At 46.9% G+C, this 18,976-nt stretch carries 15 protein-coding genes and 3 rRNA genes; 11 read left to right on the top strand and 7 right to left on the bottom strand.

The genetic code is table 11. The features are described from left to right. Positions 1 to 13: 13 nt before the first annotated feature. From SPUTW3181_RS00110 to def, 5 genes are read right to left on the bottom strand one after another with little or no spacing between them, the layout of a single operon-like run. Complete coding sequence (locus SPUTW3181_RS00110; RefSeq protein WP_011787442.1) at positions 14 to 1,456, bottom strand: TrkH family potassium uptake protein; 1,443 nt, start codon at positions 1,454 to 1,456, stop codon at positions 14 to 16. A gap of 20 nt (positions 1,457 to 1,476) precedes the next feature. Then, positions 1,477 to 2,886, bottom strand: coding sequence for a Trk system potassium transporter TrkA (trkA, locus tag SPUTW3181_RS00115; RefSeq protein ID WP_011787443.1), 1,410 nt, complete (start codon positions 2,884 to 2,886; stop codon positions 1,477 to 1,479). Positions 2,887 to 2,901: 15 nt separating this feature from the next. Then, positions 2,902 to 4,191: a 16S rRNA (cytosine(967)-C(5))-methyltransferase RsmB gene (gene rsmB, locus SPUTW3181_RS00120; RefSeq protein WP_011787444.1), complete on the bottom strand. Its 1,290-nt coding sequence runs from the start codon at positions 4,189 to 4,191 to the stop codon at positions 2,902 to 2,904. Positions 4,192 to 4,193: 2 nt separating this feature from the next. Beyond that, positions 4,194 to 5,150, bottom strand: a complete 957-nt coding sequence (gene fmt / locus SPUTW3181_RS00125) for a methionyl-tRNA formyltransferase (RefSeq protein WP_011787445.1) — start codon at positions 5,148 to 5,150, stop codon at positions 4,194 to 4,196. A 9-nt stretch (positions 5,151 to 5,159) separates the two neighbouring features. Then, on the bottom strand, positions 5,160 to 5,672 hold the full coding sequence (def, locus tag SPUTW3181_RS00130; protein WP_011787446.1) for a peptide deformylase: 513 nt from the start codon (positions 5,670 to 5,672) through the stop codon (positions 5,160 to 5,162). Between the two features lie 125 nt (positions 5,673 to 5,797). Here def and SPUTW3181_RS00135 point away from each other — a divergent pair, with 125 nt between their 5' ends. The 6 genes from SPUTW3181_RS00135 to hemF all read left to right on the top strand — a co-directional run bounded on the left by SPUTW3181_RS00135 (position 5,798) and on the right by hemF (position 10,830). Further along, the gene (locus SPUTW3181_RS00135; protein ID WP_011787447.1) at positions 5,798 to 6,922 is read left to right on the top strand and encodes a LysM peptidoglycan-binding domain-containing protein; all 1,125 of its coding nucleotides are present in this window, start codon (positions 5,798 to 5,800) and stop codon (positions 6,920 to 6,922) included. Positions 6,923 to 7,006: 84 nt separating this feature from the next. Beyond that, positions 7,007 to 8,023: a DNA-processing protein DprA gene (gene dprA, locus SPUTW3181_RS00140; RefSeq protein WP_025008553.1), complete on the top strand. Its 1,017-nt coding sequence runs from the start codon at positions 7,007 to 7,009 to the stop codon at positions 8,021 to 8,023. A gap of 2 nt (positions 8,024 to 8,025) precedes the next feature. Further along, complete coding sequence (locus tag SPUTW3181_RS00145; protein ID WP_006083793.1) at positions 8,026 to 8,499, top strand: DUF494 family protein; 474 nt, start codon at positions 8,026 to 8,028, stop codon at positions 8,497 to 8,499. A gap of 119 nt (positions 8,500 to 8,618) precedes the next feature. Further along, positions 8,619 to 9,182 (top strand): type I DNA topoisomerase, encoded by a 564-nt coding sequence (locus SPUTW3181_RS00150; protein ID WP_025008554.1) that lies wholly within the window; start codon positions 8,619 to 8,621, stop codon positions 9,180 to 9,182. 147 nt (positions 9,183 to 9,329) lie between these two features. Then, on the top strand, positions 9,330 to 9,896 hold the full coding sequence (locus SPUTW3181_RS00155; protein WP_011787450.1) for an L-threonylcarbamoyladenylate synthase: 567 nt from the start codon (positions 9,330 to 9,332) through the stop codon (positions 9,894 to 9,896). Positions 9,897 to 9,921: 25 nt separating this feature from the next. Next, on the top strand, positions 9,922 to 10,830 hold the full coding sequence (gene hemF, locus SPUTW3181_RS00160) for an oxygen-dependent coproporphyrinogen oxidase (protein WP_011787451.1): 909 nt from the start codon (positions 9,922 to 9,924) through the stop codon (positions 10,828 to 10,830). 34 nt (positions 10,831 to 10,864) lie between these two features. Here the strand turns inward: hemF and SPUTW3181_RS00165 are convergent, their stop codons facing one another. Further along, positions 10,865 to 11,302, bottom strand: coding sequence for a group II truncated hemoglobin (locus SPUTW3181_RS00165; RefSeq protein WP_011787452.1), 438 nt, complete (start codon positions 11,300 to 11,302; stop codon positions 10,865 to 10,867). 141 nt (positions 11,303 to 11,443) lie between these two features. Here SPUTW3181_RS00165 and aroE point away from each other — a divergent pair, with 141 nt between their 5' ends. Together aroE and SPUTW3181_RS00175 are read left to right on the top strand one after the other, a co-directional pair. Beyond that, positions 11,444 to 12,292 carry a shikimate dehydrogenase gene (aroE, locus tag SPUTW3181_RS00170; RefSeq protein WP_011787453.1) on the top strand — a complete coding sequence of 283 codons (849 nt, stop codon included), beginning with the start codon at positions 11,444 to 11,446 and terminating at the stop codon, positions 12,290 to 12,292. Positions 12,293 to 12,297: 5 nt separating this feature from the next. Then, entirely contained in the window at positions 12,298 to 12,573 is a 276-nt protein-coding gene (locus tag SPUTW3181_RS00175; protein WP_011787454.1) for a DUF1488 domain-containing protein, read from the top strand. Between the two features lie 133 nt (positions 12,574 to 12,706). Here SPUTW3181_RS00175 and SPUTW3181_RS00180 read toward each other — a convergent pair whose 3' ends face one another. Beyond that, entirely contained in the window at positions 12,707 to 13,255 is a 549-nt protein-coding gene (locus SPUTW3181_RS00180; protein WP_011787455.1) for a gamma carbonic anhydrase family protein, read from the bottom strand. A 566-nt stretch (positions 13,256 to 13,821) separates the two neighbouring features. Here SPUTW3181_RS00180 and SPUTW3181_RS00185 point away from each other — a divergent pair. The 3 genes from SPUTW3181_RS00185 (at position 13,822) to rrf (ending at position 18,921) form a co-directional block, all read left to right on the top strand. Then, positions 13,822 to 15,364, top strand: a 16S ribosomal RNA gene (locus SPUTW3181_RS00185). A 374-nt stretch (positions 15,365 to 15,738) separates the two neighbouring features. Then, positions 15,739 to 18,631, top strand: a 23S ribosomal RNA gene (locus tag SPUTW3181_RS00190). 174 nt (positions 18,632 to 18,805) lie between these two features. Next, positions 18,806 to 18,921 (top strand): 5S ribosomal RNA (gene rrf / locus SPUTW3181_RS00195). Together the 16S, 23S and 5S rRNA genes form the textbook arrangement of a ribosomal RNA operon. The last annotated feature ends 55 nt before the right edge of the window (positions 18,922 to 18,976 follow it).

The following is an 18,976-nucleotide window of genomic DNA, read 5'->3' on the forward strand; positions in this document are numbered from 1 at the left end:
TTTATGACTGCCGTTAGTATTTCCAGAAACTTGGGTGGAATAATACTGCCACGGTTAAGATTTCCAAGCGGCCAAGTAACATACCGAGTGCTAATGCCCATTTGGCGACATCGGGCAAGGTTGAGAAATTGCCCGCAGGGCCAATAATAGGGCCTAAACCTGGTCCTACATTGGTGACGGCAGTGATGGCACCAGTAAAGCTAGTCATAGGGTCGAGCCCTGTAAGTACTAAAATTACTGATAATCCAACAATGACGAGCATAAATAGTAAGACGAAGGTAATGAGCGAGCGGACAATATCTTCACTGATAATGCGATTATTATAGCGCTCTCGAAATAGACCGTTTGGATGACACTGTTGCTTTAATTGCTCGCGCATAATGGCACCTGCGATTTGAAAGCGGAAGATCTTAATTCCCCCCGATGTTGAGCCTGAACAACCGCCCACAAACATTAAAAATAAAAAAGCGATATTAGCAAAAGCCCCCCAAGATCCGTAATCAGTTAAGCCATATCCTGTTGTTGTTACAACAGAAACCACATTAAAACTGGATAAGCGTAGGGCATCTAATAACGCAATGTCACGGGTTTGCCAGAGCCAAAATCCAATGGAGCAGGAGACAAAGGTCAGAAAGAATAAAAATCCTCTAACTTGTGCATCATTCCAAATATGAAGATTCCGTTGTTGAATCGTATGTACGAACAGTAATAGTGGCAAGCCACCAGCCGCCATAAATACAATACCTACCCAGTGTGCTGAGTTTGAAAAAGCTGCCATTGAGCTATCTGAAGTGGAATAACCACCAGTGGATATTGTGGTCATCGCATGGTTAATTGCTTGAAACCAAGTCATACCAGCCAAGTGGTAGGCAACACAACAAACAATGGTTAATAAAATATAGATAAAAAATAAATGCTTAGCCATATTTTGTGTTCTGGGTACGGCTTTATCACTCCAATCAGAAGATTCAGTACGAAATAGCCGCATACCTCCGACGTTTAAGAAAGGCAAAATTGCAACGGCCATAACAATAAAACCAATACCTCCAAGCCATTGTAGTAATGATCGCCAGATTAGAATGCTATGGTCCATGGTATCCAAGCCTGAAAGGACGGTGGAACCCGTCGTGGTAATACCGGACATGGTTTCAAAAAATGCATCCGTATAGCCAATACCGTGATACAGGGTAAAGGGCATGGCCGCAAATAGGCTGACGATTAACCACGTTAGGCTCGTCAGCAGAAACATATCGCGGATATTGAGGTGAATAGTTTTACTTTGGCCATTATGTAAACAAAGGCTAGCGCAGATCCCTGTTGCTAGTGCGGATACCATAAAAGAGCCTACAGTTTCTTCGCCACTGAAAGCGGCAAGGAGCAGGGGGATAAACATAAAGGCTGTTAACATGGAAAGAAACAGCCCTAAAATAAACAATAGTGGTCTGAAATTCAGCATAAAGTAGTGACTTTAATGACCTAAAAAAAGAAAGCACTAGGTTGGAAAAGTTTTTCGACTTCACCGACAAACTTTTTATTCACAAGGAACAAGATGACATGATCTCCTTGTTCTATCACGGTTTTATCATGGGCCATCAGCACTTCATCATTGCGGACAATTGCACCTATGGTCGTTCCCGGTGGCAATTTAATATCACCAATGGCTTTACCTACTACCTTGGAGGTGTTTGAATCGCCATGTGCTATGGCTTCAATCGCCTCGGCGGCGCCGCGGCGTAAGGAATAGACGTTACAAATATCACCTTGACGAATATGAGTGAGTAGGGCTGAAATGGTTGCCTGTTGCGGAGAAATCGCGATATCGATATTGGCTTCTTGCACTATATCCACATAGGCTTCTCGCTGAATAAGCACCATGACCTTTTTTGCGCCCATACGCTTTGCTAAAAGAGCCGACATAATGTTGGCTTCATCATCATTAGTGACGGCAATAAACACATCTGTTTGGTCAATATGTTCTTCGAGTAGTAATTCTTGATCCGAAGCATCACCACAAAATACAGTTGTATTTTCGAGTTGTTCCGAAAGCGATTCTGCTCGCTCAAATTTGTGTTCGATAAGTTTTACCGAGTGGGTACGTTCTAGGCGTTTTGCTAATCCTAATCCTATGTTACCGCCGCCAGCGATCATAATATTGCGGTAGGTATTATCGAGCTTTTGCATTTCGCTCATAACGGCGCGAATATGGCGACTGTCGGCGACGAAAAATACCTCATCATCGGCTTCAATAATTGTCGTTCCGCGCGGCATAATGGGTCTACCTTGGCGAAAAATTGCTGCGACTCGGGTATCGATATTGGGCATATGTTCGCGTAGCGCCGCTAGTGCATTACCCACTAATGGACCACCGTAATAGGCGCGCACTGCGACTAAGCTTAACTTGCCTTCGGCAAACTCGAGCACTTGCAATGCACCTGGATATTCAACAAGGCGCTGGATGTAAGCGGTCACTAACTGTTCAGGAGCAATGAGTTCGTCAATTACAAAGCCACCACGTGGACGGCCGTCACTGTTCTTGGTTTCGCTATCAATAAAGAGTTTATCACGCATAGCCAGATAGGGTTCTGAGCGGATACGGGCGATTTTTGTTGGTGTGCCAAATAGGCTGTAGGCAATTTGGCAGGCGGCCATATTACATTCATCGCTATTAGTGACCGCAATTAGCATATCAGCATCTTCGGCACCGGCTTCTTTTAGCACATCTGGATGAGCGCCATGGCCTGCCACAACGCGAAGGTCATATTTATCCTGTAGGGCACGTAATTTTGATCTGTCGCTATCGACTATGGTGATGTCATTATTTTCACCCACCAAATTCTCGGCCAAAGTTCCCCCAACCTGACCCGCACCTAATATGATAATCTTCATGGCCTTGCTTACTTCCTACTTGTGGGTCGCTTTCAATAAACGGGCGTAATAAAACCCATCCATATTGTCTTGTCCTGGCGTGATTTGCCAACCTATATCCTGTGGCGAATTTTGCTGGGCGAGTATGTCTAGCTTAGCATCTACCGTTCTATCTAAAAACGCACTGATCTGGTCGCGGTTTTCCTGCGGTAAAATCGAACATGTGGCATAAAGAAGCGTGCCTCCTGGTTTTAGCCACTTCCAGCAATGATCGAGAATTTGCTGTTGAAGTTCAGCCAATTCTTCGATGTCATGGTTTTTTCGCAACCATTTAATATCGGGATGACGGCGGATCACCCCTGTGGCTGAACAGGGGGCATCCAGTAAGATACGATCAAATAGTCCACCTTGCCACCATGAGCCAATATTGGCCGCATCGCCATGGATAAGCTCCGCTTTTAATGATAGGCGATCAAGATTCTGTTGCACCCGCTCAAGGCGTTTGGCATCAAAATCAACAGCGACTAATTTGATGCTCGGTTCAAGTTCGAGTAGATGGCAGCTTTTACCACCGGGGGCTGCGCAGGCATCGAGTATTAACTCATTCACTTGTGGCGCGAGCAGTGTCGCCGCCCATTGCGCTGCGCCATCTTGCACTGATGCCGCACCTTCATGGAAGCGTGGCAGTGTCGCCACATCCTTTGGATGGGCTAAGAGAATGGCATCAGCACTACTGCCTTCGCTCGCTTCAATGTCGAGTTCGGCTAAGGCTGCAAGGTATTCGGTACGGCTCTGGGATAAGCGATTGTTACGCAGCCACATCGGTGGGCGTTCATGGCTTTGTTGAATGATGTCTTGCCACTGCTCGGGATAGGCTTCTTTTAAGCGCTTAATCAACCAAGCTGGTGTGTTGTAGCTTAAGGTGTCTGATTCAGTGCTCAGTGGCGAAAGCTGGCGCTGAATGTTGCGCAGTACACCATTAACCACTTTGACCATGCCTTCAAATTTTAGTTGGCGACAGGCTTCGGCGGTTTCTGAAATTGCGGCATGGCTTGGAATACGGGTAAAGTACAGTTGGTAGCAACCTACGATCAGGAGCTGGTGGATAATCCTTTGTTTGCCTTTAAGTGGTTTCTCTAGGCATTCACTGATGCGTTTTTCTATTTGCGGCAGAGTGCGCATCACGCCATAGCAGATCTCGGCAAGTAGGGCTTTATCTTTGCCGCTGGCAAGATGCTTTTGTTGATCAGGCAATGCCACTGACAGTGACACGCCTTTTTCTAATACTTCGAAGATGGCTTTCGCAGCTAGCGCGCGCAAGTTCATGATTATTCGGCCTCGTTTGCGAGACGAGTATTCGGACTAAACCATTCACCGCGGGCATTAAGAATATCGGCAACATTGAGTGGCTTTTTCCCCGGAAGCTGCATACTCAACAGTGTTAACACGCCATCGGCGGTGGCCACTTCTATGCCTCTTTTGCTGGCGCTGATAATAGTACCTGGAGCGGCTGTGCTGATGGTTTCGCTAACGTGTGCTTGCCACACTTTAATCGTGTTTCCTTGGTGCTCAAAATAACTTACAGGCCAAGGATTAAAGGCACGGACTTCTTGCCACAATTGTTTGGCAGACTTATTCCAGTCGAGTCTGGCTTCTTCTTTACTGAGTTTTTCTGCGTAGTTCGCTAAGGCTTCATCTTGTTTTTCAGCGGCTAAGGTGCCATTTGCCAAACCTTTAAGGGCTTGCAATAGGGCAACGGGACCTTGTTCAGCCAGTTTCTCGTAAAGGCTTGCTGAAGTGTCGCTATCTTCAATCGGCAAATAAGTTTTAAGCAGCATGTCGCCCGTATCTAGACCGACATCCATTTGCATGACGGTCACCCCCGTTTCTTTGTCGCCCGCCCATAGGGCACGCTGAATGGGTGCGGCACCGCGCCAGCGAGGTAAAATAGAACCATGAACATTAATACAACCTAAGCGCGGCGTATCTAGTACAACCTTGGGTAAAATCAGGCCATAGGCAACCACCACCATAATATCGGCATTGAGAGCGGCAAGTGCTTGTTGTGCAGGTTCTTTACGTAATGATCCCGGTTGATATACAGGAATATTGTTGGCGACAGCGAGTTCTTTTACTGGGCTGGCGGTGAGTTTTTTGCCGCGCCCTGCGGGTCTATCAGGTTGAGTGTAAACACCAATCACATTGTGTTGTGAGTTGAGCAAAGCTTGCAAATGGCGAGCAGCGAAATCCGGTGTTCCGGCAAAAATGATGTTGAGTGATTTCAAATCCAAATCCTATGCTTCTTTGGCGTCCAATCTGGCCGCTTTTTCAAGTTTTTGTTTGATCCGCTGACGTTTTAGCGGCGACAAATAATCGACAAACAATTTGCCTTTGAGGTGGTCCATTTCATGTTGAATACAAATGGCAAATAACTCATCGGCTTCAACAATAAATTCGCAACCATTCCTATCCAATGCTTTTACCGTGACAAATTCGGCACGATCCACTTTGGCATAGATACCTGGAACAGATAGACAACCCTCTTCATTACAAAAGTCGCCACTACTCGAGATAATTTCAGGATTGATAAACACCTTTGGGCGCTCGATTTCGTCTTGTAAGTCCATGACGATAAGTTGTTTATGATAATCGACTTGCGTTGCAGCAAGTCCTATACCCTTTTCTTGGTACATTGTTTCAAACATGTTATCGATTTGAGTCTGTAGTTCTGCGTCAAACTCAGTGATAGGTTTGGCTTGGATCCTTAGTCTTTCATCAGGAAAGCGTAAAACATTTAATAGTGCCATACTTAAACTCTTAACAAGTCTGTCAAATTTTGGTCAGTTAGTTATACTGACTAATGCTAATGGGCTAATTTTAGTCTTTAGTGTCTATCAATAATAGTAAAAGCTCTATTTCGAGCCAAAACAACATGGACCACACCATGAAACGGTTAATTTTACTCGTGTTAATGACATTTAGTTGCACGTTTGTTTCCGCTGATACTCTTACGCTTAAAGCGGGGTATCCCGAGTCATATGTGGTGAAAAAAGGTGATACCTTATGGGATATCGCTACGACTTTCTTAAATGATCCGTGGAAATGGCCTCGTCTTTGGGATGTTAACCCACAGATTGCGAACCCTCATCTTATTTATCCCGGTGATCAACTGACATTAATCTTTATTGATGGTCAACCTCGGCTTGTACGTGATAGTTCGAGTGCGGGAAAACCTTTTGTAAAAAAGAGCCCTGAAGGGCGCATTATCGCTAAGAGTAATGCTGTTCCTGCCATCGATCTTGCACTTATCAAAAACTATCTTGTGCAAAATCGAGTTGTCGATTCTAACTGGTTTTCTGAGCAGCCAATGATATTGGCGGGTGAAAGTCCTTCACGTCACCATATTATTGGTGACGTGGTTTATATCAATAACATATTACCTTTACACCAAAAGTATGGTGTTTACGAAAGTGGTCGAGCATTTTTTAATAAAGAGTCCGGTGAGGCGTTGGGGCAAGAGGCTATCTTGGTATCTACTGGTCAAGTTATTGAGTCTGGAAATGTTTCAAAGATAAAATTACTGAGTAGTTTTCGAGAGACTAAAGCGGGTTTTAAGGTGCTACCAATGGAGGATGATTCCCTGATGTCTGCGTACTTTACCCCCAAGCCTGCACAGTTAGTAAACCATGCTTCAGTTTTAGCAACAGAATCTGCAATGCGTGAAGCGGGTAAGCTGAATGTAGTCTATTTAGATAAAGGAACCCAAGACGGTGTTGAGCCTGGTAATGTGTTCTCAATTTACCGTGATGGTGAAGAAATTGTCATTAACCATGATGGTTCACCGGTTCCTGCGCTAGAACGCACCGCCTATGATAACATCATAGCGTCCGTTTCATCGGAGCGTTCGATTAAAATGCCGGACGTTTATCATGGTAAACTAATGGTATTTAAAGTATTCGATAAAGTGAGTCTGGGTTTAATTGTCTCTACAGAACGCCCAGTTCGAGTTGATGATAAGCTAATTTCGCCCGATTATTTAGCGTTTAGAGGTCAATAAATTACTGAAAACTTGGTCGATTGGTTAATTGTTAGTGCTGTATCTGGGCTTGGACCTGCTCGGACCCAACAATTATTAATGCACATGGAAGTGGACGACCTCAGGCAAAGGTTAGAGCACGAGAGACAAGCGCTACCTTTATCTGATCATCTGCTCCATAGCCTTGTGATTGATTATCAAAAAGTGGATGCAGCCCTAGAATGGCAGCAACACTCCTCTGAGCATTACCTGATTTGTTTTTCTGATCCGCTTTATCCACCGTTGTTAAAGCAATTACCCGATCCGCCTTCCATCCTCTTTGTTAAGGGGTGTTTGGAGGCATTGGTGCCTCCTTACCTTGCTATTGTCGGAAGTCGTAATGCTTCGCCTGGAGGCTTACAGGTCGCTTATCAACTAGCTACAGAGATGTCATCCCTTGGTTTTGGTATTTGTAGTGGGATGGCAATGGGCATTGATGGTGCTGCGCATAAAGCCTGTGTTGACCATAATAAAAGGACGATTGCTGTACTGGGAACAGGTATTGATATTGTGTACCCCCGCAGACATCGACAGCTTTATGAGAATATTCAGCAGCAAGGTTGTATACTCAGCGAGTTTTGGCCCGATATAGGCCCCTTTGCGGGCAATTTTCCGAAACGAAATCGCATTATTAGCGGTCTATCTTTAGGTACACTTGTGGTTGAAGCCTGTCGTAAAAGCGGATCTTTAATCACAGCGAGGTTGGCGATGGAGCAGGGGCGCGAAGTATTTGCTGTTCCAGGCTCAATCTTAGGGGGTTACCATCAAGGCTGTCATGATTTATTACGTGATGGGGCAAAACTTGTGGAAACCGCTGCCGATATAGTGGAAGAGTTGGCAAGTTTAACGGCTTTCCACCTTGAAGAATTAAACTTATGCCACCATATACAGAAGAGTGACATTTGCCATTTGCCATTTTCGTCTCTGTTAGCTAGTGTAGGTTATGAAACTACAACAATTGATGCTGTAGTTGAACATAGTGGAAAAACGATAGATCTGGTGTTAGAACAAATGCTTGAACTTGAGTTGCAAGGTTGGGTAATAGCAGTACCCGGTGGTTACGTCAGAGTAAAGAGGAGCTAGCCATGTTTGATATCCTCATGTATCTATTTGAAAACTATGTTCACAGTGAAGTTGAACTACTAGTTGATGAAGACGAGTTAACCAAGGAACTCACTCGTGCCGGATTTCATCAATCCGAGATTTTAAAAGCGTTAACTTGGTTAGAGCGCTTAGCTGAATTACAAGAAGGGGATAAACCTTATCTTTGTAATCACGATCAGCATTCGTTTCGTATCTATACAAAGGACGAAATGGACAAGCTGGATGTAGAATCCCGCGGTTTCTTGTTGTTTTTAGAGCAAGTTAAAGTGCTGAATGTCGAAACCCGTGAAATGGTGATTGATAGAGTGATGGAGTTGGATGAACCAACCCTGATTTTAGAAGATCTCAAATGGGTTATCTTAATGGTACTGTTTAATGCTCCTGGCCATGAGTCCGCTTATGAGCAAATGGAAGATTTAATCTTCGAACAGCCCGAAGGCCGACTGCATTCTTAATTGTTGTGAAAGATGAATTATGAGAGAAAGGAGGCTAAGACCTCCTTTTTTGATGCCATAAATTCCTTGATGGCACCGCGCTTGATATCCTAATGCGCTACGACAGGTGGTGAATGATTATGTCTAAGATTGATGAACAATTATTTAGTGCCCACGAACACGCACTGGAAAAAGAATACGAACTTTGCCCTGAATGTGGCAGCGAGTTATCGGTCAAACATAGTAAGCACGGCGGTTTTATTGGCTGTAATAATTACCCTAGCTGTAATTACACTCGCCCCTTAGTGCAGCACGAATCTATTGAAACTCAAGTGATTGACGGTTCTGTATGCCCAGAATGCGGTCACGAACTGGCGGTAAAGTCTGGGCGCTTTGGGATCTTTATTGGTTGTACTCAATATCCTAGCTGCACGCATATTGAAAAACAGGATCAAGGAGCTAATAAACCAGATATCCCTTGCCCAGAATGCAAAGCGGGTAAGCTTGAGCACAGAACGAGTCGCTTCGGAAAGAGTTTTTATGCCTGCAGTGCTTACCCTAAGTGCAAATTTATTGTGAATTATCCTCCGGTTGCTGAAGTTTGCCCGAGTTGTGGTTTTGGGATCTTAGTCGAGCGTAAAGGTGCGGCAGGGATGCGTTTAGAATGCCCGCAAAAAAGCTGTAAATACAAAAGACCACTTTAGTTTATTGTGTGACCTGCATCTTAATATTTGGCCGATGAAAGTGGCTTGCGTATAATCCTTGGCTGACCGCTGATGGGGCGGTCAGTATTCGAATTTATCCAATAATTTGATTGTTGAAATCGACAATACTCAAAAGGTGATCCTAAGATGTTGCAGCTGCACCCATCTGACATAAAAGATATTGTGCTTAACGGTGGTGTTATCGCTTATCCAACCGAGGCCGTTTATGGCCTAGGTTGCGACCCAGATAATGACACTGCTATCCAAAAGTTATTGGCTGTAAAACAGCGCCCATGGCAAAAGGGACTGATCTTAGTCGCCAGTGATTTTCAGCAGCTTTTGGCTTATGTTGATGAATCGCAATTAACTGCTGAGCAGCTCGAGTTTGCATTTTCCAAGTGGCCGGGGCCTTTTACCTTTGTCATGCCAATCAAAGCGCAGGTTTCAAAATACCTCTGTGGTGAATTTGACTCTATCGCAGTGCGAGTGTCGGCCCATGCTGGAGTACAAGCCCTGTGCCGCGCACTTAATAAACCTTTAGTGTCGACCAGCGCTAACCTTGCAGGTGAAGATCCCGCATTAACTGCCGCTGAAATCCTCGCCGATTTTACAGGTAAAATTGATGCACTCGTATTAGGTGAACTTGGTGAGCAACGTCAGCCCTCGACCATTATCGATGCGCGAAGCGGTAAGATTTTACGAAATGGACAATGAGCAAACCAATAATAAGGATAACAAGATGAGTGTGCCTGATGTTGCAGTGGTAAAAGCGTTTTTAATCGATCTACAAAACCGAATTTGTGCCGGTTTACAGGCGCTGGATGGCCAAGCCACGTTCGCCGCCGATTCATGGACTCGCGCCGAAGGCGGTGGTGGTACGAGCCGAGTATTAACTCAAGGTGCAGTGTTCGAGCAAGCTGGGGTTAACTTTTCCCATGTGACTGGCGCTGCTATGCCTGCGTCGGCTACGGCGCATCGCCCAGAATTGGCGGGGCGTAGTTTTGAAGCTATGGGCGTTTCTTTAGTTATTCATCCTAATAATCCTTATATCCCAACGACTCATGCCAATGTGCGTTTCTTTATTGCTCAAAAAGAGGGCGCCGATCCCGTGTGGTGGTTTGGCGGTGGCTTTGATTTAACGCCTTATTATCCTTTCGAGGAAGATGTGCGCGAGTGGCACCAGACTTCTAAGGATATTTGCGCGCCTTTCGGGGATGAGGTTTATCCCAAGTATAAGAAATGGTGCGATGAGTATTTCTTCCTGCCGCACCGTAATGAAACTCGCGGCGTGGGTGGATTGTTTTTCGATGACTTGAATCAAGACGGATTCGAGCAAAGCTTTAGCTTTATGCAAGCTGTAGGTAATGGCTTCTTAACGGCCTATGCGCCGATTGTCGAGCGTCGTAAAGAGACTGAATTCGGTGAGCGTGAGCGCCAGTTCCAACTCTACCGTCGTGGTCGTTATGTTGAGTTCAACTTAGTCTACGACAGGGGCACTTTGTTTGGCCTGCAGACAGGCGGCCGTACCGAGTCTATCTTAATGTCGATGCCGCCATTAGTGCGTTGGCAATATGCTTATACACCAGAGGCGGGAAGCCCAGAGGCAGATTTGTACGATAACTACCTCAAACCCCGCGACTGGGTTTAGCCAGTAATCTTATGAAGTGGATACAACATCCACTTTATTGATTACGCATATGATCAGCCAGAGTTGAAATCGCCTCAAAGATGGCGGCTCGATGCTCTGGCTTATTAATGTTTTCTTCAATCGCAAATTTCATACAAAACAGCCATTGATCCCGCATCGCCTCATCGACGGCGAAATGCATGTGTCGTGCTCGCAATGCGGGGTGACCATATTTTTGCTGGTAGAGTTGTGGCCCGCCGAGCCAACCACTTAAAAATTCGAACAACTTCTGCTCTGATTCCGCAATTGGCGCTCTATGAATGGCAAGCAGTGTTGTCGTTTCTGCTGAGCTTGCCATCTTCTGATAAAAACATTTGGTGATAGCGCGGATCACTTTTTCGCCGCCGATTAAGTCGTAAGCGTTAGATTGGATCGGATCGCGATCATCCTGCGGTGGAGTGTGTTTGCTAAAAATCTTTTTAAGCCAGTTCATTGGAATAGTAGTTCACTAAAATAGAGAGCATTGAGCCGATGGCGCATTATAGCGTGAAATTTAGTTGAGCATAATTCGTCTTGCCTAGGCTCAAAAGCGCGGTAGACTGCAAAGCCATTGAACCTAAAATTTAATATCGCTATGACAGACAAATACGCAGTGTTTGGCAATCCAATTAGCCACAGTAAATCGCCGTTCATTCATGGACAATTTGCTGCGCCCACCCAAGAGTTATTAACCTATGAAGCCATTCTTGCTCCGGTCGATGGTTTTGAAGCCTCACTGACGGCGTTTTTCAATGCGGGCGGCAAGGGCGCGAATGTGACAGTGCCTTTTAAGGAGCAAGCTTTTGCGCTGTGTGACAGTCTCAGCCCAGAGGCCAAGCTTGCCGGCGCGGTAAACACCTTAAGTTTATTGGCCGATGGCACTATTCGCGGTGATAACACCGATGGTTTAGGGCTGGTGGCTGATCTCATCGCTAACTTAGGCAGCCTGCAAGGTAAGCGCGTGTTACTTATAGGTGCTGGTGGTGCGGCGCGCGGTTGTATTCTGCCATTATTAAATGCGGGAATTGCGCAGCTAACGATTAGCAATCGCACTCACACTAAGGCACAGCTTCTGGTCGATATCTTTACTTCGGTGGATAACGGTGCTTTCGCAAATAGAGTCACCGCCGTAGAAATGAATGAGCTTGTGGGCGAATTCGATATCATTATTAACTCAACTTCGGCTAGCCTTGCGGGCGAGTTGCCACCCGTGCCAGCGCATATCATTACCCCTCAAACTGTCTGCTATGACATGATGTATGGTGCCTCAGTTACCGCTTTTAACCAATGGGCGCTATCCCAAGGTGCAGCTAAGGTTATTGATGGACTCGGTATGTTAGTCGGACAAGCCGCTAAAAGCTTTACCCTATGGCGAGGTGTTGAGCCAGATACTCAAGTGGTGTTGACTCTTTTGCGGGACAAATTAAAGGCTGAGCCTAAGTAGGAAGCATGAATCAAAGTATTCTTTTCCCCGAACTGCAATATTGGGACGACGCCCACAAGCGAGTCTGCTTTATCGCGCAGTCACAAGGGATGAACATCAAGTGCTATATCAGTGCGAATAAGTTAACCGAGCTGAATGATTTCTCCAAGCAGCCGAGTACCGATGAAGCCGCCGCTATCCTGGCTTTGTTTGATGCAGTGAGATTTGATGCCGAAGAAATGGCGGAAGAGTTAATCGAAGCAGAGGAGTTCGATGAGTTTGGGGCAGTACACTTAGGCTAAACTCATCGAGCTTAGATAGCTTCTGAATCAGCGAATAGCAAAAGGCGGTAGAGACTCAATGAGTGTCTACCGCCTTTCTTATATAGCTATAGTGACAATAAGCGACTAACTATAAGAGATTAGCTATAAGTGACTAGATGTTTTGTAACTCAACTAAGTATTCGTTTTTCAGTCTGACATAGTTGTCGGCAGATTCTGGCAAAAAGGCAATTTCGGCAGGCGTTAATGGGCGAGCCTGCTTAACTGGGCTCCCTACATATAAATAGCCACTCTGTAATACCTTGCCCGGTGGCACTAAAGAACCCGCACCTAAGATCACATCATCTTCTAAAATCGCACCGTCGAGAATAATCGCACCCATGCCCACTAATACTCGGTTACCGACTTTGCAACCGTGAAGCATAGCCTTGTGACCAATAGTCACATCATCACCAATAATTAGTGGATGACCCTCGGGACGAGCAGCTGACTTACGCGTTACATGCAATATGCTACCGTCTTGTACGTTCGAGCGCTTACCAATACGAATATGGTTAACATCACCACGCGCCGCCACCATAGGCCAAATACTGGCATCAGTATCTAACGCAATATCGCCAACAAGCACCGAAGCTTCATCTACATATACGTTATTGCCTAATTGAGGATGAATACCTTGGTAAGTTCTGAGTGGCCCTGACATAGAAAAGTCCCTGATTGAGTGGTTTTTAGCATTATAAAGGTTAAAAACTAGCGGGTCAGGTCAAATATCCAACGAACAGTGAGAAAATGGCAATTATCTTAAAAATAGGGGTTGCGGACTTTCTCAATCTCCCTATAATGCGCATCCACTGACACGGCAGACAGCGAAAGCCAGCTGACGAGTTAGGTTGAATTGAGTCGCTTTTAAGCACTTAATTCAAGCGCAGCAAGAAGTTGAAAAAACTCCTTGACGCGAAACGGGAAATGCGTAGAATACGCAGCCCTAGCCAACTGGTAGCGTTCGGCGCTCAGTGTGGTACTCGCCTTCTCTTATGAGGTTGAGTTGCTCTTTAACAAGATAAAACAAGAAATCTGTGTGGACACTCACAGGTGTTGAGTTAATCGAAACTGCTTAGCTTTAGGGTTGGCAGTCAAAGAATTAAATCAATGTAACAATGAGTGTTCATAGCAATATGTACATAATTTTGATTTCGCTTTTTTAAAAGCGGAAACAAATGACAGAATTCATTGAGCCGCTGAAGTCGCAAGACGGAAGCAACAAAACTTTAATTGAAGAGTTTGATCATGGCTCAGATTGAACGCTGGCGGCAGGCCTAACACATGCAAGTCGAGCGGCAGCACAAGGGAGTTTACTTCTGAGGTGGCGAGCGGCGGACGGGTGAGTAATGCCTAGGGATCTGCCCAGTCGAGGGGGATAACAGTTGGAAACGACTGCTAATACCGCATACGCCCTACGGGGGAAAGGAGGGGACCTTCGGGCCTTCCGCGATTGGATGAACCTAGGTGGGATTAGCTAGTTGGTGAGGTAATGGCTCACCAAGGCGACGATCCCTAGCTGTTCTGAGAGGATGATCAGCCACACTGGGACTGAGACACGGCCCAGACTCCTACGGGAGGCAGCAGTGGGGAATATTGCACAATGGGGGAAACCCTGATGCAGCCATGCCGCGTGTGTGAAGAAGGCCTTCGGGTTGTAAAGCACTTTCAGTAGGGAGGAAAGGGTGTAGCTTAATACGCTATATCTGTGACGTTACCTACAGAAGAAGGACCGGCTAACTCCGTGCCAGCAGCCGCGGTAATACGGAGGGTCCGAGCGTTAATCGGAATTACTGGGCGTAAAGCGTGCGCAGGCGGTTTGTTAAGCGAGATGTGAAAGCCCTGGGCTCAACCTAGGAATAGCATTTCGAACTGGCGAACTAGAGTCTTGTAGAGGGGGGTAGAATTCCAGGTGTAGCGGTGAAATGCGTAGAGATCTGGAGGAATACCGGTGGCGAAGGCGGCCCCCTGGACAAAGACTGACGCTCATGCACGAAAGCGTGGGGAGCAAACAGGATTAGATACCCTGGTAGTCCACGCCGTAAACGATGTCTACTCGGAGTTTGGTGTCTTGAACACTGGGCTCTCAAGCTAACGCATTAAGTAGACCGCCTGGGGAGTACGGCCGCAAGGTTAAAACTCAAATGAATTGACGGGGGCCCGCACAAGCGGTGGAGCATGTGGTTTAATTCGATGCAACGCGAAGAACCTTACCTACTCTTGACATCCACGGAATTCGCTAGAGATAGCTTAGTGCCTTCGGGAACCGTGAGACAGGTGCTGCATGGCTGTCGTCAGCTCGTGTTGTGAAATGTTGGGTTAAGTCCCGCAACGAGCGCAACCCCTATCCTTATTTGCCAGCACGTAATGGTGGGAACTCTAGGGAGACTGCCGGTGATAAACCGGAGGAAGGTGGGGACGACGTCAAGTCATCATGGCCCTTACGAGTAGGGCTACACACGTGCTACAATGGCGAGTACAGAGGGTTGCAAAGCCGCGAGGTGGAGCTAATCTCACAAAGCTCGTCGTAGTCCGGATTGGAGTCTGCAACTCGACTCCATGAAGTCGGAATCGCTAGTAATCGTGGATCAGAATGCCACGGTGAATACGTTCCCGGGCCTTGTACACACCGCCCGTCACACCATGGGAGTGGGCTGCAAAAGAAGTGGGTAGCTTAACCTTCGGGGGGGCGCTCACCACTTTGTGGTTCATGACTGGGGTGAAGTCGTAACAAGGTAGCCCTAGGGGAACCTGGGGCTGGATCACCTCCTTACCTATACGACTAGCTCGATGCTTGGTCGAAAAATGCTCCTGCATTTTCGACATTCGGTACATCCGTGTACCTTTTGAGTGTTCACACAGATTGCTTGTTTATCCTGTCTTAGGACGGGTAGAGCGAAACATCCCTCTAGCAGGTCGATGTAGTTCTTTAACAATTTGGAAAGCTGATAGTAATTAATGGCATGAGTCTGTCATGTGATTAATTACAAAAAGTTTAATGCGAAAGCATTGAACATTGAGTTCTCAAACACTTTATTAAGTGTCTTGAATATTCAAGTCTAAGGCGCGTCCACTTCTTTGGTCAGAAGTGAGACAAGTAAAACCAGCTGGTCGCAACAATTCAAGTGAAACTCATTTGGGTTGTATGGTTAAGCGACTAAGCGTATACGGTGGATGCCTTGGCAGTCAGAGGCGATGAAGGACGTAGTAACTTGCGAAAAGCGTTGGCGAGCTAGTAACAAGCATTTGAGCTAACGATGTCCGAATGGGGGAACCCGGCCGCATAAGCGGTCATCATGTAGTGAATACATAGCTACATGAGGCGAACGAGGGGAACTGAAACATCTAAGTACCCTTAGGAAAAGAAATCAACCGAGATTCCCCTAGTAGCGGCGAGCGAACGGGGATTAGCCCTTAAGTCTATGGGGTGTTAGTGGAATGGTCTGGAAAGTCCAGCGGCACAGGGTGATAGCCCCGTACACGAAAACTAACCGTAGATGAAAACGAGTAAGGCGGGACACGTGACATCCTGTTTGAATATGGGGGGACCATCCTCCAAGGCTAAATACTCCTGACTGACCGATAGTGAACCAGTACCGTGAGGGAAAGGCGAAAAGAACCCCTGTGAGGGGAGTGAAATAGAACCTGAAACCGTATACGTACAAGCAGTGGGAGCGGTTCTTGAGACCGTGACTGCGTACCTTTTGTATAATGGGTCAGCGACTTACATTTTGTAGCGAGGTTAAGCGAATAGCGGAGCCGTAGGGAAACCGAGTGTTAACTGCGCGTTTAGTTGCAAGGTGTAGACCCGAAACCCGGTGATCTAGCCATGGGCAGGTTGAAGGTTGAGTAACATCAACTGGAGGACCGAACCGACTAATGTTGAAAAATTAGCGGATGACTTGTGGCTGGGGGTGAAAGGCCAATCAAACCGGGAGATATCTGGTTCTCCTCGAAAGCTATTTAGGTAGCGCCTCGAGCGAATACCATTGGGGGTAGAGCACTGTTAAGGCTAGGGGGTCATCCCGACTTACCAACCCTTTGCAAACTCCGAATACCAATGAGTACTACTCGGGAGACAGACGGCGGGTGCTAACGTCCGTCGTCAAAAGGGAAACAACCCAGACCGTCAGCTAAGGTCCCAAAGTGTATGTTAAGTGGGAAACGATGTGGGAAGGCTTAGACAGCTAGGATGTTGGCTTAGAAGCAGCCATCATTTAAAGAAAGCGTAATAGCTCACTAGTCGAGTCGGCCTGCGCGGAAGATGTAACGGGGCTAAACATACCACCGAAGCTACGGGTGCAGCCCATTAGGGTTGCGCGGTAGAGGAGCGTTCTGTAAGCCGTTGAAGGTGAAGGGGTAACCCACGCTGGAGGTATCAGAAGTGCGAATGCTGACATGAGTAACGATAAAGGGGGTGAAAAACCCCCTCGCCGAAAGACCAAGGGTTCCTGTCCAACGTTAATCGGGGCAGGGTGAGTCGACCCCTAAGGTGAGGCCGAAAGGCGTAATCGATGGGAAACAGATTAATATTTCTGTACTTCCGCTAACTGCGATGGAGAGACGGAGAAGGCTAGGCTAGCGCGGCGTTGGTAGTCCGCGTTTAAGGTGGTAGGTGGGTGACTTAGGCAAATCCGGGTTGCTATACACTGAGAGCTGATGACGAGGTCCTAAGGGACTGAAGTAGTTGATGCCATGCTTCCAGGAAAATCTTCTAAGCTTCAGGTTAGTGGGAATCGTACCCCAAACCGACACAGGTGGTCGGGTAGAGAATACCAAGGCGCTTGAGAGAACTCGGCTGAAGGAACTAGGCAAAATGGTACCGTAACTTCGGGAGAAGGTACGCTCCTGTTGGTGATGAGACTTGCTCTCTAAGCTGACGGGAGTCGCAGATACCAGGTGGCTGCAACTGTTTATCAAAAACACAGCACTGTGCAAACTCGCAAGAGGAAGTATACGGTGTGACGCCTGCCCGGTGCCGGAAGGTTAATTGATTGGGTTATCGCAAGAGAAGCTCATGATCGAAGCCCCGGTAAACGGCGGCCGTAACTATAACGGTCCTAAGGTAGCGAAATTCCTTGTCGGGTAAGTTCCGACCTGCACGAATGGCGTAATGATGGCCACGCTGTCTCCAGCCGAGACTCAGTGAAGTTGAAATTGCGGTGAAGATGCCGTATACCCGCGGCTAGACGGAAAGACCCCGTGAACCTTTACTATAGCTTGGCACTGAACATTGAACCTACATGTGTAGGATAGGTGGGAGACTATGAAGTTGGGACGCTAGTCCTGATGGAGTCGTCCTTGAAATACCACCCTTGTAGTTTTGATGTTCTAACCTAGACCCCTAATCGGGGTTAGGGACAGTGCCTGGTGGGTAGTTTGACTGGGGCGGTCTCCTCCCAAAGAGTAACGGAGGAGCACGAAGGTTGGCTAAGTACGGTCGGACATCGTACGGTTAGTGCAATGGCATAAGCCAGCTTAACTGCGAGACATACACGTCGAGCAGGTACGAAAGTAGGTCATAGTGATCCGGTGGTTCTGAATGGAAGGGCCATCGCTCAACGGATAAAAGGTACTCCGGGGATAACAGGCTGATACCGCCCAAGAGTTCATATCGACGGCGGTGTTTGGCACCTCGATGTCGGCTCATCACATCCTGGGGCTGAAGTCGGTCCCAAGGGTATGGCTGTTCGCCATTTAAAGTGGTACGCGAGCTGGGTTCAGAACGTCGTGAGACAGTTCGGTCCCTATCTGCCGTGGGCGTTGGATGATTGAGGGGAGTTGCTCCTAGTACGAGAGGACCGGAGTGAACGAACCGCTGGTGTTCGGGTTGTCATGCCAATGGCATTGCCCGGTAGCTACGTTCGGAATCGATAACCGCTGAAAGCATCTAAGCGGGAAGCGAGCCCCAAGATGAGTCATCCCTTGGACTATAAGTCCACTAAAGAGCCGTTCGAGACTAGGACGTTGATAGGCATGGTGTGTAAGCGTTGTGAGGCGTTGAGCTAACATGTACTAATGACTCGAGAGGCTTAACCATACAACCCAGATGGGTTTTACAAAGAAGCCTTAGACAGAATATAAACACTTAATGAAGTGTGGACTCAAAAAACAATCAGTTTTCCGAATTATTAAATAAGATAAGAGCAGGTTTTAGTTCCTAGAATCTAGCAGCACGCAGTGCGCTCTCGAGTCTTGTTTAAAACCAAATATGCTTGGTGACAATAGCATTGTGGAACCACCTGATCCCATCCCGAACTCAGAAGTGAAACGCAATCGCGCCGATGGTAGTGTGGGGTCTCCCCATGTGAGAGTAGGTCATCGCCAAGCGCCTAATTATCTTGTAAAGATGTAACCAAGCCAGCTGAATAAGCTGGCTTTTTTG

It is taken from the genome of Shewanella sp. W3-18-1 (assembly GCF_000015185.1).
Taxonomy (GTDB): domain Bacteria; phylum Pseudomonadota; class Gammaproteobacteria; order Enterobacterales; family Shewanellaceae; genus Shewanella; species Shewanella putrefaciens.